The sequence below is a fragment of the Pseudomonas sp. MH9.2 genome, from assembly GCF_034353875.1.
Classification (GTDB): Bacteria; Pseudomonadota; Gammaproteobacteria; order Pseudomonadales; family Pseudomonadaceae; genus Aquipseudomonas.
In genome coordinates this window covers 5,383,384-5,399,766 of the sequence record NZ_CP133784.1, presented here as the reverse complement: position 1 = coordinate 5,399,766, position 16,383 = coordinate 5,383,384, and the positions used below count along the sequence as shown (strand labels likewise).

General features: G+C 52.2%; 6 protein-coding genes and 2 pseudogenes. 5 read left to right on the top strand and 3 right to left on the bottom strand.

All coding sequences use genetic code 11. The features are described from left to right. Window positions 1-11: 11 nt before the first annotated feature. Both RHM55_RS24925 and RHM55_RS24920 read right to left on the bottom strand, forming a co-directional pair. Window positions 12-905, bottom strand: a complete 894-nt coding sequence (locus RHM55_RS24925) for a hypothetical protein (RefSeq protein ID WP_322178787.1) — start codon at window positions 903-905, stop codon at window positions 12-14. A gap of 300 nt (window positions 906-1,205) precedes the next feature. Continuing rightward, entirely contained in the window at window positions 1,206-7,817 is a 6,612-nt protein-coding gene (locus RHM55_RS24920; RefSeq protein ID WP_322178786.1) for a DUF3320 domain-containing protein, read from the bottom strand. A 536-nt stretch (window positions 7,818-8,353) separates the two neighbouring features. Between RHM55_RS24920 and RHM55_RS24915 the strand changes: the two genes are divergently transcribed. Both RHM55_RS24915 and RHM55_RS24910 read left to right on the top strand, forming a co-directional pair. Beyond that, a complete protein-coding gene (locus RHM55_RS24915; RefSeq protein ID WP_322178785.1) occupies window positions 8,354-9,748 on the top strand; it encodes a tyrosine-type recombinase/integrase in 1,395 nt (464 codons plus the stop codon). Between the two features lie 26 nt (window positions 9,749-9,774). Beyond that, window positions 9,775-10,071: pseudogene (locus RHM55_RS24910) on the top strand (hydrolase or metal-binding protein); the annotation flags it as partial. A gap of 13 nt (window positions 10,072-10,084) precedes the next feature. On the opposite strand, the gene RHM55_RS24905 reads toward RHM55_RS24910, so the two are convergent. Beyond that, window positions 10,085-11,173 carry an IS630 family transposase gene (locus RHM55_RS24905; RefSeq protein WP_322178784.1) on the bottom strand — a complete coding sequence of 363 codons (1,089 nt, stop codon included), beginning with the start codon at window positions 11,171-11,173 and terminating at the stop codon, window positions 10,085-10,087. 920 nt (window positions 11,174-12,093) lie between these two features. On the opposite strand from RHM55_RS24905, the gene RHM55_RS24900 reads away from it, so the two are divergent. The 3 genes and pseudogenes from RHM55_RS24900 (at window position 12,094) to RHM55_RS24890 (ending at window position 16,124) form a co-directional block, all read left to right on the top strand. Continuing rightward, complete coding sequence (locus RHM55_RS24900; RefSeq protein WP_322178783.1) at window positions 12,094-13,056, top strand: IS30 family transposase; 963 nt, start codon at window positions 12,094-12,096, stop codon at window positions 13,054-13,056. A gap of 352 nt (window positions 13,057-13,408) precedes the next feature. Beyond that, window positions 13,409-14,398: pseudogene (locus tag RHM55_RS24895) on the top strand (IS5 family transposase). 1,018 nt (window positions 14,399-15,416) lie between these two features. Continuing rightward, entirely contained in the window at window positions 15,417-16,124 is a 708-nt protein-coding gene (locus RHM55_RS24890; RefSeq protein WP_322178782.1) for a winged helix-turn-helix domain-containing protein, read from the top strand. Window positions 16,125-16,383: the final 259 nt, after the last annotated feature.

The window sequence follows — 16,383 nt, the reverse complement described above, 5'->3', positions numbered from 1 at the left end:
AGATGATTCAGTTATGCGGTTACGGCGAAGCGCTGAGCATCAAGGGCGGCAACGGTCGAGAATCCGGCGCCCTTCTTGAAGCTCATGTTATGGAAAAAATTCTTCATCGCATCAGACGGATCGATGGTTTCGAGGTTAAGCCCGTCAATGGTTGGCCTAGAGAACGCAACACTCAGAATTGGCTGCTCCTCCATATGACCTGTCGAGCTGTTGAGCACATTGTCCAGAGCGGTGACGATGACTAGGTCATCCGGCAGGATTGCCAACAACTCTCGACCTACTCGCAGGGCGCAACTGCACACGTAGTCCTGGTGAAGCTCGTTGAACCGCCCAGCAGGCATAGCTTTGGTCGACAGCTTGCCGCTTTTGAGGAGAGATTTGATTTCGGTCGGAATCACGCCGGAGCCATGGATAGCGACCCTGGCTTCTAGGACACCACCTTCATGAACAATCATCTGAATGGCTGAGCCGAGGTGTGAGATTTCTTCAAACGACTCAAAAGCTTCGATGGCATCTAACTTTGCCTGACGGTCACCATCAAGGATACGGATCGCAATATCCCTCTCCTCTGCCCACTCGGAATAGGCAGTTTTCCATTCGTCAAACTGAGCCTGATATTGCCTTTCATCTTCCGCCTGTGCAGCGCCAATCTTGCCTATCAGGACTACGCGCTGACGAGCTTCTAGCTTGAAGAGGCGAGCCCAGAAATTGGGGCGATATGTAGCGGCAGCATGTGTAGCTTCTTGCTCAAGAGTACCGCTCTTGAGTGGCTGTCTAGGCTCTGGATTGGAGAGGAGCCGCTTCCATTTCACAGGCTCGGCACAATCCTTGTGCATCGAAAGGAGGATATCTATGTGATTTTCGTACACATCGACTTCATACGCTGCTTGCTCCAGCGCTTCCATTTTTGCGTACTCTTTCTGTCCCTTATCGAGCTCATGCTGCCGACGATGAGCGCTACGTTCTGATCGCCGCGCAGACGCTTGCAGCGAACGTACAGTCCCTTTCCAACCCATCACGACTCTCCATACCGTTCATGTGGTGGCACATTAACATAGCTCCTAGCTCTGTCTGAATCACCTGAGAACCTGGAAACTGAAAATACAAAGGGGCCCAGAAGGAGTGCATTTGTACTCCACGCATCACAGCGCGAGGGCATGGCCAATCATCCACAAATAAGGGATACCTTTATCCCCTCCTTCTCGCTACTCCGCCGTTTGACGTATGGCCTTCTCAATTCGCTGACGTCCCGCATGAGCAAGCTTGCTTACACCAGCTTCCTTCGCAACCGCGTATATCAAAGACTCCCCTTCGTGGCCCCGCTGCACCATCTCATCAACCAAAGCACGCAGTTCTTGCAGGCAGATTTCAGATAGCCCTCTCGTGGAATCTTCGTCGCCGGGCTTACGGAAGACGACACTGGTGTCCGACTCGATATGAGCAGGCCAGAAGAAGACTCCTGTCTGCTCCTCTTCATGTGAACGGAATCGTGCCCGGGCAATTTGGTCAACGCGATCACGTATCCGTGAGCCGGTTCGCACCCAGCCATGAGCCCGGGCAATGCGCCTTGCGAGCTCTGTGTCCAGAACCGGTCCCTCTTCCGCTACCACATGAGCAATCATCTGCTCCAACGTTTCTGTGTAACTCGGCTCAAAAAACTGATCTGGATCGACCAACCCCACCGCCTGACGAGGATCGGCTTCCTTATAAACCAAATGTTCAACGGGACGAGCAAAAGCCAGGACATCTTCAACTGGCCTGATAAATGCCGCCTTGGCATACTTCAACTCAGGCAATGCGCCTGAGGGATCATTGGCTGCGGCGACCACAGCCACCTGATCCACTACCTCAATGACCTCAGCCATAGCCGCGTCGATTTTCAGTCGCTCTGCCTCTTGAGCGGCATTGATGACAGCCTGCTTGGCTCGGGACTCAGCAAGGAGCTCGTTCAGACGTTGATGTACCTTTTCGGCAGTTCCAACTGCATCAACCCACCAGTCCGTTGACCATATCCTAGCGATCTCCCAGCCAAGTCCACGCAGTACAAATTCACGGAGCTTGTCACGATCGCGAGCGGTGGCGCTGCGGTGATAGGTAGCACCGTCGCATTCCACACCGGCAAGGTACCGTCCAGGAGCATCAGGGTGAACAACCCCAAGGTCTACTCGAAAGGAGGAAACGCCAATCTGGGTATGTATCTGCCACCCCTTTTTAGCCAAGGCCGCTGCAACCGCTTCTTCGAATGGGCTGTCGAAACCTCCCACGCTACCAAAGTCAGCTTCTGCGAGTGCCTGCGGGCCACGCTCTGCAAACTCCAGGAAGTGCTTGAGATCTCGCACCCCAATCGCTTGCGTACGAGCCAAATCAATGTGCTCTGGTCGCAAAGTCGAGAACACCACAAGCTCCCGGCGAGCACGGGTTATAGCCACGTTCAGTCGACGCTCACCACCAGGGCGGTTCATCGGGCCGAAGTTCATGGACAGCACACCGGCGGCGTCTTTCCCGTAGGTGGTCGAGAAATAGATGATGTCTCGCTCATCGCCTTGAACGCTCTCAAGGTTCTTGACGAACACAGGCTCCAGCTCGGACTCAGCGAAATATGAGTCGAGTGATGGGTCTTTCCGGCAAGCCTCATCCAGCATGTCCATGATGAGCTTCTGCTGCTCGCCGTTAAAGGTTACGACCCCTACGGTTCGCCTGCTTTTGCGGAAGGCCGGAGACTGTAGGCGAGCAACCAAATCAGCAACTAAATATCTTGCTTCAATTAAGTTGGTTCGCGCCCCGCCCTTGTCATACACACCCGGGACAGGGCACAACCGTACCGCTTTGTCGGCCGTAAACGGTGATGGAAAGGTCACCAGCTTCGACTGGTAGTAACGCTGGTTCGAGAAAGCGATCAGACTCTCGTGGCGGCTACGGTAGTGCCAGTTCAGGTTACGCATCGGCAGGTTGGCACTGATGCACTCATCCAGAATACTCTCGAGATCATCCTCTACATCCTCATCTTCAGCGGTCGACTCAGCTCGGTTAAAGAATGAAGTTGGAGGGAGCTGTTTCGGGTCGCCCACCATCACCACCTGCTTCCCTCGGGCCATCGCGCCGATGGCATCCCAGACGGGTATTTGAGATGCCTCATCGAAGATAACGAGATCGAATGGTGTTGAGGCAGGCGGCAGATACTGGGCAATGGAGAGAGGGCTCATGAGCAAGCATGGAGTCAGCTTGGTTAGCGCTTCTGGCGCACGACTCATCAGCTCACGCAATGGAATATGCTTGGTCTTCTTGCCCATCTCATGGCGCAGGACTCCCCATTCTGAAGAGCGACTCACGCTGTCTTGGCTTGGTAGGTCGGAACACAGCCGAGCTCGGAGCCAGTCCTTGGTCAACTCGGTGAACTTGTCATCCAAAGCCCGGAAATCACGAATGCGCTGTTCATGCTCCACGCTGACGAATGTCCGGATCACCTCTTCGTTGTCCACCGTCGTGTTCAGCCACCAGCGGGCATAATTTACTTCCAATACACGACGGACTTTTCCAGAGGTGATGGCTCCTGTTTCCATCGATTGAACAATCGGAGCCAGGCCGACAGCGTAGGCCTCATCGCGAACCTTCCGCCAAGCGCACCATGCCTTGAGACGCGATTCAGACGAGACGACAGTTTCGCAGTTTTTCTTGATATCACTTAGTGCCAGGTTGGCAGTTTCGATGACGCCCATTTCGGTGAAATGACCGAAGGCAGTCAGGTACGCTGCTCGCTCCTGGAGCAGCTCAAGCTTTTCGCGAAGGGTAACGCCGGCAATGGCTATAGCAGCCTCCGGCTCAAGTAATGCGTTACCATCACCCAGCAAAGTTTGAAGCGGTGCTTTGTAGGCCGCGACCTGCTCAGGATTGAGTGCTAGCTTCGCCACCGCAGTAGCCATCTCCCCTTGGAACGCTACCGCCCTACGTGCGACGTCAACCTTCGTTTTCAAGTCATTCCAGACAGGAACGATTTCTCGCAGATCAGCCAGATCCACCAACTCTCGTTCAACTGCTGCTCTTTTCTTGAGCAACTCAAAATCAGCTTTGAACGACGAGCCACATCGCCCTTCCTCTACATGAGGATGATCGTCGACAAGCCGACCGCGTTCTTCAATGTCACGTCGTTCAGCCTGGAAGCGCAGCGCTGCAGTCAGCACGTCAATATCAGTGGTCAAACCGCTCCAGAGAGAGCTAGTTGCTGAACTGAGATCGACCAGCTCATCTAACCCAGCATCGAGACGAGTCAGCGCACGCAGCCGGCGGAGTTCCTCCTTCAATTCATCACCAAGCTGGCCCTGCTCAACCAATTGCAAGCCGTCATCGATCCAGGCGGAGTCATTTTTCTGAAGCCTAATGGCCTCTTGCAGCTTGATCGCTGTCGCGAGATGCGTTGCTTCGGATTTAGCACCTTGCCAAACAGCAACACACTCATGACCCGGCTCCAGCTCGTCGATTGCTCGACGCACCGTTCGAATCTCTACCCAAGTAGCGAGATCCTTGGCATTATCGACTTCACCTGTTGACGTCTGCGTCGGAGCCAATAGTCCAGCGATTCGGCGTTTTCCGAACCAAGACTTAGGCCAGAAAGACTCCTCCGCATCTTTCCACTCGCGCAGCAGGAGCTCGGTATCAAGTGCTTCAATGGAGTCGCCGTAGGACGCCGTTAGCTGGTGCTTGAGGTCGTCTATCTGACCCAGCAATGTGACAGCTTGCCCAATAACGTCAGTGACACTTTGTGGCCAGGCCGGGCCTAGATCAACGAAAATAGCGCGGCGTTGCTGCAGCAGATCAATGCCTTGTTTAGCTTCAGCAATAATACGAGAGGGCCAGAGAGCGGAGAGCCTCGAGTTAGTGTCCCGGTGCTCATCGACCCAAGTACAACCGTCACTCAGACGCTGAGAAATCGAGCGAGCATCGAGTCGCAGTGCGAAACGCCAATCCTGCCCGGCGGCAGCAGGAAGTGCTCGAGAAAGTATCGATAGACCCTCAAGCGCTGTTGGGGTGTACTCCGTAACAGGAAGCCCGGACAACTCAACAAAACGATCAGCAGCTCGCTGGACTTCAAGCACAGCGGGAAGCACGTCACGAGCAGCCTGCACGAATTGTTGCTGCCAATGAGGCGACCACTCTGCTTGGCCTACCGCGGACAAAGCGTTGCCTGCCAACTGACTGTAGCCCACAGCCTGGGCGTTCACTTCAAGGCGGTCGCCCAGTTCTCGAAGCTCAAGCATAGCCTTCTGATCATGCGTGTCCGGAGATGGCCAACCAAGTGGAGCTACTGCCTCATCAACACCCGATGTCACCGTCCCGATGGCATCGTAGATGGTGTAGCCGTTGCGGTGCCGGCGATGCAGACGCTCGACATAAATATTGAGGCTGTCACGCAGGGAAGCCAGCCGCTGCGCTTCAACCTCCCATGCGCCAGCGTCTACCTGCCCTTTCGCTTCCCAAGCCGACTGCAACTGAGCAAGGACATCCGTTTTTCGAGCTTTGCTGGAGTGAAGTTCAAGGCAGAACTCACCCAGACCGATTTCACGCAAGCGCCGGTACACGACATCCAGGGCAGCAATTTTCTCAGACACGAACAGCACCCGACGTCCTTGAGCGATCGACTGGGCGATCATGTTGGAAATCGTTTGGCTTTTACCCGTGCCAGGTGGGCCGATGAGAACGAAGTCTTTGCCCTTGGCTGCTGCCATCACAGCAGCAAGCTGAGATGAATCAGATGGCAGTGGGCAAAACACATCAGTCGGGCCGTAATCACGGTCCAGCGACTCAGCTTCCGGAAACGGGGTATCGGAGATGAACGAATCGCGTGGCGTATCCAGAAGGTGCTGAACTACAGGACTCTGTCGAAGGTGCTCTGCATTCTCGGCAAGATCCTTCCACATGAGATACTTAGCAAACGAGAACATCGAGAGCACAACGTCCTCGTTAAGCTCCCAGCCTGCGATGTCCTTGATCGCATGACCAACCTTGTTCCAAATTCCGGCGATATCCAGACCAGAGTCGTCCCGAGGCAGTTCCTGCTCCAGCGAACCCAAGCCCAGCTCAAAGTCTTGACGCAGCATCTCGATCAGAGTCGGATTAAAACGAGGCTCATCATCGTGCAGCACCATAGTGAATCCGGAGCGTGCGCTCTTACGCTCCAGAGTGACAGGAACCAAGACCAGTGGCGCTTTGTACTTCTGCCCAGCCCTATCCTCACGCGTCCAACTAAGGAAACCGATGGCCAGGAACAGTGTGTTGGAGCCACCTTCCTGCAAAGCAGTACGAGCGCTTCGATATAACTCAGTTAGCCGGACATCCATTTCGGCGGACGTCAGCGCAACGAATACCTCCCTACGCTTGAGAGCATCTTCAGCATGGCGACGACGAACATCTTCTCGCTCACGCTGCTCATAGAGTGCGCGCTCCCGCGGATCTGCTCCATCCATCAGATCAGGCCTAATCAGCAGCTTCAGCGCCTGTCCACCTGCAAGAATGTCCTCAAGCGCACCTGGATCAGGAGACTCAAGCTTCAGAGCTCGCTTACCCATTTTAAAGTTGAGCAAGTTATTCCGAAGCGACAGATCCAGAAGCTTACGCTGCCAACGGCCGAGGCGATCTGCTGGGTCGAGCTTGGACAGATCCTCAACCTGCACCTCAATGTTGTCATCGGCGATGCCGATCCCCTCCTCCACCAGAAGCGATGGGGCTTCATCAGATTCAGCAACGGCTACACGCGCGATCTGAGCCTCTGAGCTAGCGAGTGGCTTGATACGTTGCAGACGAGCGCGACGGATATCCAGCAGCATCTCGAATACACTTTCAGCGTCTTCGGCTACCTGTTTCGTGCCCATCTCTACCGCATAAGAGAATGGCGGTATTGAGCTGTGGGTAATGAGAGTGGTCTCAAACAGCACGAGTTCCTGAAGCTTCACTCGCTTACGTACTGCTATGACATCATCCACCACTGCAGTCGTAAATTCTTCAGGCTTAAGCCACAAACCAGCAAAAGCATGACCATGGGTGAATACGATCACCGGGTTAAGACCGATCTGCTCCAATGCCGAACAGAAAAGCAGAGTCAAGTCGAGACAGGTAGCCAACCCGGAGTCAGAAATCTGACTGGGGCTACGAATCTTCTGTCCTGATTGTTCGAAGCTAGCTGGCGGCAACGCATAGTCGAGCTTCATGCGCGCCACCGCGCCCCACACTGCAGATGCCAACTGCCAGGCTCGTTTAGGGCCTCCCTCATATCCATCAAGTGCGGATGGCTTCTCGCTAAGACGAAGCAACTCGGCCGCCTGTTTGAGCAACCTTTCAACCGCCGCATCATTCGGCTGAACAAAAGCCGCCGTCATATCTGGTATATGCCGCAATCCGCCCCACTGGTTTCTGGGCAGAAGGTCTACGACCTGTTCAAACCAAGCAACTTCCTTGCGACCGCTCTCCGCCTCCTTGTCATCGGTTTCAAGAACGAACGTAAAGGTCGACATCTCTGCTTCTGTCAGGCGACTCAACAACGGGCCGTCCAAGACAAGATCAAGCCCAGGTATGACCCGGAAGCTATCTGCAGCGATCTCGTCGATACGCCAGATCTTGGACTTAAATACCTCGGGAGCCGAGGTAAGGGTAAGAGTGGCATTGATGAAGCGATCACTCGTCTCGTTCGATATACGAAGCTCGCGAATAACCGGGATTGCGTTCTGGAAATCCGCAAGGTTCAGCTTCGCCACCAAAGTGGCAAGGATTTTTAATTCTTTAGGCTGAACTTCTTCTTGGGGCGTGAGGGGCTGAACGATGTCGTCCATGCGCAACAATCCTTGTCGTTATGCCCAAGGGCTGGCCGGAATTGGCCGGCCAGGGGGGGACCCTCTTGAGCTGATGGCGGGATGATATCTCTTATAGTGAGAGCCGTAATGTGCCTTTGGTCGTCGCTGATTTCTCATCCCATCATCGAATGTCCACCTACAGAGACCGATGCAACTCAATTATCAAGCTGGGCCCGAAGTCCACGGGACAAATTTCAATAGTGGTATCACATCCGAAAATCTACCCAGAGCCAGCCGATTTGTAGGGGTAAAAACGCAGGCAAATAAAAAAGGGTCGCGAGATAAAATCTCGCAACCCTTTGAATTATATGGTCGGGACGGAGTGATTCGAACACTCGACCCCTAGCACCCCATAAAGGTGAATAACCGTCCAATAGAGCCCTACAAAATCCAAGCTTACAGCTTACCCCCTTGAAATTACTGGACAATCCTCTTACATACGTCCATTGGCATCCGCTATCATCCGCTTAAAGCTCCTCTCAATTCACTACCAATTCACTACCAAGGATATAACCGTGGCCAATCTCACAGATAAGGCGATGAAGGCGAAGCCTGGCCACACTCATAAATGGATGAGTGAAGTAGCAATTTGGGGCCATGGCTCCCTTTTGGCGCGAATCACCCCGGCCGGGGATCGCCTTTTCTATTTCCAATACACAAACGAGGCAGGCAAGCGATACGCTCTGCCAATTGGTACGTATGGTCCGGGGGACGATGCCGCTACCATGACTCTGTCGGATGCACGACAAAGAGCAATGGAACTCGCGAGCCTGCACAAAACAGGCATCAAAAATATCCGTGAACATCTTGAGTCCGAAGAAGCCGCACGTATCGCTGCCCGCGACGCTAAGGTGGCACAGCTAAATGCTGAGAAAGCTACTGCAGCAACCGAGCTCGCCCGCCAAGCTGCCCGAAAGAGCGTTACTGAACTATTTGAACACTGGGCCAAAGTCGATTTGATCAATCGCAAGGACGGAGGCGCGGAGGTGCGCCGAATGTTCGAAAAAGATGTACTACCTTTTCTAGGCAACATCGCGGTAGCTGACGTGAAAAAGGGACATATCACAGAAGTAACTGATGTAATGCTCTCGCGTGGCGTCAATCGTGCTGCAAAAATAGCCTTCTCCCTTATGCGTCAGATGTTCCGATTTGCAGTAGATCGCGACCTGATCGAACACGATCCCAGTGCTGGGATTCGCAAAGCCAAAATTGGCGGTAAAGATGTCGAGCGTGATCGAGTCTTAAATGATGACGAGATACGCAACCTTTCCCAAAAAGCTCCGGAAGCCGGTCTGCTGGTGACAACCGAAGCGGCCATCTGGATTGCACTATCCACCTGCTGTCGTATTGGTGAGCTGCTGAGCAGCAGATGGGAGCATATCGATCTTGAGCAGCGCACCTGGTTAATTCCCAGCGAAAACAGTAAGAATGGAAAACCACATCTCGTCAGCCTGTCGAACTTTGCAGTTGCCCAGTTCAAGCGAACACAACAGATTAACGGCAAATCAACCTGGTGCTACCCAAATACAGATAACAGCGGCCCTGTCAGCTCCAAGACCGTGACCAAACAACTAGGGGACCGTCAACGCCAGCCTGAACAAGGGACTCTGAGCCGGCGCAGCTCCAAAGCCCAATCCCTGCTACTACCAAGTGGCAAATGGACACCGCACGACCTACGTCGCACAGGGGCCACTCTGATGACGGCACTGGGAGTATTACCAGAAGTAGCTGAGCGCTGCCTGAATCACACTGAAGATAACAAAATGAAACGAATCTATCAGCGGCACAGCTACGCCACCGAAATGGCCACCGCCTGGAATTTACTTGGCGAGCACCTGGAAACACTCAGAAACTTTGAAGCGGGTAACCCTCACGCGCCAATATCGATCTCCGCTGAGACGGAGAATTAATGCGACCGTTCTAATCGAAGCGCCTGTTGCTGCACCCGCTCGACGAGGAGATTCGTAAATCCCAAAACGGCAAGATCCGCAACATTCCTATTCGCGTGCTGTTCAATGAGCCCGATCTGAACTTCCGCGCAGAGTACAGCCTGTTCGACCGTAACACTGGACTACCGCTGTGCGCAGGCAATGGCGAAACGTGTAAACGCCAGTGTGAGGACGGCATCAAGTCCCTGCCCTGCCCTTCGCCGGACGCTTGCTCTCTGGCGAAGGGCAATGCCTGCAAACCATATGGACGATTGAACGTAGTGATCGGAGACGATGACCCACTAGTGGCCTGAGCGGCTAGTCCATTAATTTATTTTTTATCACGCTCAGCTTCGCCTTGTGTACCGAGCTAATGATGGCCTCAGCCGTTTTATTCCACTTGAACGGCTTGGCTGAATGCTCATTGTGAGCCTCGATAAATTGTCGGATAGCCGCCCTCAGGTCGGCGACGCTGGTGAAGGCGGCCCGGTACAACGCTCGTCTTTCCAGCTGCGCAAACCAACCTTCCACGGCGTTCAGCCAAGACGCGCTGGTCGGTGTGAAGTGCAATTTGAAACGCGGGTGCTTTTCCAGCCACTGCTTGATTGCAGCAGTTTTATGGGTCGAACTGTTATCCAGAATCACATGCAGATCCAGTCCGGCTGGCGTGCTGCGGTCAATCTGTTGCAGAAAAGCCAAAAACTCCTCGGCTCGATGGCGCTGGGTAATCCGTCCGATTATTTGGCCGGTCATGATGTCGAAAGCCGCGTACAGACTCGCCGTACCATGGCGCTTGTAATCATGCGTGCGACGTTCAACTTGACCTGGGCGTAGTGGCAGCATCGGTGTGCGATCCAACGCCTGGATCTGGGTTTTCTCGTCAATCGACAACACCAAGGCATTATCCGGTGGGTTCAGATAGAGCCCGACCACGTCGACGACCTTGTCGGCGAAATGAGGATCATTGCTGATTTTGAAGGTCTTCAAACGATGGGGTTTGAGGTCGGAAGCGGCCCAGACCTGCCTAACCTGCCACGTGGTAACCCGCGCATACTTGGCCATCAAACGAACGCTCCAGTGAGTGGCTTCCTGGGGGACGCGCCGGGTGGTCAGTGTCAGGATTTCGTTGATTTTTTCGGGACCAAGTTTGAGTGGCTGGCCGCTGCGCGGCAGATCGTTCAACCCTTCGATTCCCGCCTCCAGATAACGTTTTCGCCACTTGAATACCGTCGGCGGCGTGACCTGCAACTGCTCGCTGACGGCCTTGGGCGTCAATCCATCAGCCAGTAGAAGCAGGATGCGCGCTCGCTGGACGAGGCTCTGTTCCAGTGTCCTCATACGCAACCAACCTTGCAGGGCGATGAAATCAGAAGACGTTAAAGCGAAGGGGGAAGTCGGTCGGGCCATGTGCATAACCAATCCATGACATTGGATGCACAGTATATCGTTATCTTTAGATAAATGAATTAACCGCTCAGTCCAATAGATGGTCGAGTTCGGCAACTGTGACTGAGCGAACGCTGTTTAGGTATGCCGGTCTGTAGAAGAACCCGTCCCACCCAAGCGGAAAACCGACCGAAACGAAAGGTCTTGGCATCGCCTTGTCAGTGGGTGTGCGTCAGCCGCATCGGCCTTATTCATGAGTGAGTGCAAATGGGCGTACCATTCCCGGCTTGACCAAAGAGATACATGCCCTCCCTAGGGAATCGAATATTTCTGGCCTTCCTTTCCTCACGCATGAATGCGCGAGCGCTACCTCACTTCTCTTTACGAAGCACAAGCGTTCCTCTAACCGGAACTGACACCCTTAGAAGCCGCATCTTGATTCTAAAAGGTTGCGGATTTTCATTCTGGAACAGCGCCAAAGCACCGCCACATTTTCGAAACGGGGCGATAACCGCACACACTTTTCATAACTTCAACCGCTATCCGAGACCGAGTACCTCGACCGAACTCTTCTGCCATCATGCTTTGCGGCTAACACGTGTGTCCTTCGCTGACTTTTCTTTTTTTTGTTCACGCGCAGCACTGATGCGGGCCCTTCCCTACTGACGAGATTAACCATCCTGTACATTTTCGTTAGTATATGCGTCGCTACCGGGGGTCTGCCTATGCTTGAAAAAACAATTGGGGAATCGAGCAGCAAGCAGCATCGTTAGGCGGCTGATGCGACAACCCCATGAAAAACAGAGACTCTTTGGCATGTCATTAACCATTTTCAGTCTTAACTACCTGAATTCATAGAATAACTGCAACGCTTGAAACGAGAGGCAGAGAGCCAGCCACCGGTAGAATCCAGGCTCTCACACCAAAGGATTCAAGCGCAGATGACCACGCCTTACCGGCAGCTGACTCATGGCCAACGTTACCAGATTGAAGCGGGTCTGAGGGCTAAAGAGAGCCAAGCAAACATTGCTAAACAGGTGGGCGTGCACCCTTCGACGATTAGTCGTGAGGTTCGCCGCAACCGTTCTGAAAATGTTTACGAGGCGGTTTCGGCGACCCATGAAAGTGATGTCCGGCGCGCTGGGGCTCGGAAGTTTTGCAAACCGGTTACCTGGTTGAGTCATCACCTTGCGATATGGCTCAACCATGGAATGAGCCCAGAGCAGATTTGTCATCGGCTCAAGCAAGAGCGACCAGATCAGGCGGTCAGTCATGAGTGGATTTATCGGTTTATTGCCACCGACAAACAGGGCGGCGGCGAGCTTTATACGCATCTGCGGCACCGTCGAAAGCGTTACCGTAAACGCTATGGAAGCCACGACCGGCGGGGACAGTTGCGAAATCGGGTGTCGATCACTGAACGTCCTGCTGAGGTCGAAACTCGAGAACGGCTGGGCGACTGGGAAGGTGACACAGTGCATGGGGTGGGCGGTAATTTGGTCACTCTGGTTGAGCGTAAAAGCGGCTATCTGAGCGCTTACCCGGTCAAGCGCTCAGATAGCCGCCAAGTCACTCGGGCGATCAATTTACAGTTCAATGGGCATGTGGTGCATACGTTGACGCTGGACAACGGCAAGGAGTTTGCCGGCCATGAGCGCATCGCGAACAAGAGCCGTTGCCAGGTCTATTTTGCCGACCCGTATTCGTCCTGCCAGCGCGGCACGAATGAAAATACCAACGGTTTACTCCGCCAGTATTTTCCCAAAGGCAGTGACTTCAGCAAGCTGACGGTTGCTGCTGTAAACCGTGTGGTCGCGCAGATAAATTTACGCCCTCGCAAACGCCTGGGCTGGAAGACACCGTATGAAGTCTATGCGGGGGTGAGCGTTGCACTTATGTGTTGAATTCAGGCTAGAACAAACCTGAACCAATGTTAACGATTTTGAACAAAAAAATATCACGACAAACCTGTACACTTCATATACAAAATATATTCTTGCACAAGAATTTTGCTTTTTGAAACGTACAGATAGTGACATCACTATGCCATCATTTCACTATCATGTTAACATATGAACATCTAGCTTCATGAAAGCTCTTAAACACATATTTCTGGCTGAGTGTCGACTGATTTCAGTGAAAATATCGCCTACGGCGCGATGTTTGTTTGCAAAATAAGTCGTTAGGGAAACTCTGAAAAAGGTTTCCAAATCTGGTGAAATGTCCTCCATCACATGAGCTGAACGGTTAAGCCCCATGAAGCAGATTTCTTTCGCCGATGCTGAGTACGCAGGTAAACGTAAGCGAACCCGCCGTGAGATTTTCCTGAGCGAGATGGACAAGGTCGTCCCCTGGAAGGGGTTGATCGCCTTGATCGAGCCGCATTATCCAAAAGGCGAAGGGGGCCGGCCGGCGTATCCGTTGATGGCCATGTTGCGGGTACATCTGATGCAGAACTGGTTTGGCTACAGCAATCCGGCGATGGAAGAAGCACTCTACGAGACCACGATCCTGCGCCAGTTTTCGGGGCTGCACCTGGATCGGATTCCCGATGAAACCACGATCCTCAACTTCCGCCGCTTGTTGGAAAAACATGAGTTGGCAGGCGGGATTTTGCAGGTCATCAATGGCTATCTGGGTGATCGTGGTTTGATGCTGCGCCAAGGCACGGTGGTCGATGCGACGATCATTCATGCATCGAGTGCGACCAAGAACAAAGAGGGTAAACGCGATCCCGAAATGCATCAGACGAAGAAAGGAAACCAATATTTTTTCGGGATGAAGGCGCACATCGGCGTTGATGCCGAGTCGGGTTTAGTGCATCGCCTGGTGGGCACGGTGGCGAATGTGGCGGACGTGACGTAGGTCGATCAGTTGCTGCACGGTGAGGAAACTTAAGTGTGTGGCGACGCCGGTTACACCGGCGTGGACAAACGTCCCGAGCATCAGGATCGCAAGATGACCTGGTCGATTGCCGCCCGGCCAAGCCGCTATAAAAAGCACGCAAAAAAGAGTCTGATCGGGCGCATGCGACGCAAGATCGAATACGCGAAAGTGCAGGTGCAGGTGCAGGTGCAGGCGAAGGTTGAGCATCGGTTTCGCGTGATCAAGCGCCAGTTTGGTTATACGAAAGTGCGCTTTCGTGGTTTGTCGAAAAACATCGCGCAGCAAACAACGTTGTTCGCTTTGTCGAACCTGTGGATGGTGCGAAAACGGCTGATGGGTATGGGCGAGGTGCGTCTGTAATGCGGGCCAATTGCCCTGAAACAGCGCGACTAGAGGAAAGAACCGTGGATTAAGGACAAGAAAGGTCTGATTTTCGCCGACTTATGATTTTTTGAGCCTCAAGTAGTGAGGGCATCAAAAATCGGTGGGTACTTCAGACCGTCCTTAGCCATAGAAGAGTTTTGAATTCCTATGCAATGGCGAGCAGCACCTACCTGACTGTGTACCGACAGATCAGTGCACATCCTGGATATTGGTAGATCAAGCTATTTCGGAATTTTTTTCGGACCGAAACAGGAAATAGATATGTCATCGATATGAAGGCACATCTCGACGTAAATACTGAATCAGCTTTTCAATAGCTTGACGGCACCTACGCCAGAGCTTTCGACCCGTGACGAAAAACACTCTGCGACTGACCATACTTTTTCCCTGCCCAACCCTTGGATGGCGGAGGCAAAGTTAATGATCAATAGAAAGCTGCACCCATCATGCAGAAATTGAGCTGAAAAGCGACGAACTTGATGAAACCAACGCTTATTCTACAACACAGCAATACAACATAGGACACCTAGCAGGCTTTTGCGGGGATGCTTATCGAGTGTATGCAAGAAACTCTCACACACGACTCTTAAAAGGGGCGAGTGCGAATAACTACGTCCGGATATCCAACAATGAGATCGATTCACGGGCTATAGCCGCCCTGACGAAATGCTGCCAGCTTGATTCTAAGGCGAAACCGCTAACCAGTGGGCTTTATTCTGTGGGTATCAGTCTACGGCATGCTCCTTATGTCTATTTTCACTATGCACTCATGCAAATGTACTAAGAGCAAGCGAGGTCACAGAGCTGCTACTGCACTGCCGCTATCGATGCAATCATGCCAGGCGCGCTTACGCATTCTGACGCACGTCGGGATACGAAATGGCAAAGACTGAGAACAATACCCCATAAAAAAATGTTATAAATTGTCGAATTTAAGAATGAACCAATATGGCAAGATGACAAACATACATATTCAAGTATTTGGGTAGTTGAAATGGATTATACATCGTGCTCGAAGGGACAAAAAAATACTGTGATTGTAGCGTTTGGTCATACGCAGGCATTGGCAGAAGGCTTAAGGCAGTTGACTGTGTCGGAAACTGTACATGTAGATGTTTTAGAATACAGTACGCCACTCGATAAGATTTCCGACATAGCCAGCGCAAGTGCAATCATCATTGAGATCGACGCACCTGCATGCTTAAATGAAGGATTAGAACTCGTAAAAAAAATCCGTACCCAGCATTTTCTTGTGAGTATTATTGTATTAATCACACACACGAAGCCATTTAAAAAGGTAAGCTGCTACATAGCAGGTGTTGACCATTGCATTACAATACCGGCCGAACGCACTGAAAAAGAAAACTTTCTTTCCAAAGCATTTCATAACTTTGAACTGGAAAAGAAAATACATCTTGTTTTAGACCGAACATGTCTATGCTTGCGCGGACATTTAAATAAACTAGAGATCTCTTATACAGAAATGAAAGTCCTGGACGCTTTGATATGTGCAAAACAGCACATTCTAAGCCATGACGATATCGCCAGAGTTCTTGAGCTGAATATAAAATTCTATGATCCTCGCGCGTTGGAAAAAAAAATCAGCAGGCTGCGTAGTAAAATAAAAAGCACCTACGACATCAATGCCATTCAAAACGTGCGGGGCTTTGGTTATAGACTGTGCCGGGGGATTATTATATAGACATAAAACACCTGACCACTACTAAAAACCTAGGCATCCATCATCTGACGAGAAACATTCAAGTATGGACAACCTTACTATTGAAACACCTAGTGAATCGACCTTAAAACTGAACAGACTTTCATTTAATCACCTGGTGCACGGATGCATATCACAACCCGAAGTGAAATCAAAAAAATGTCATCACTGCCAAAGGCTCTCAACAACAATAGCCCGGTAGTTTGGGTGACAGCACGAGCACTATCCATCCAAATTTAAA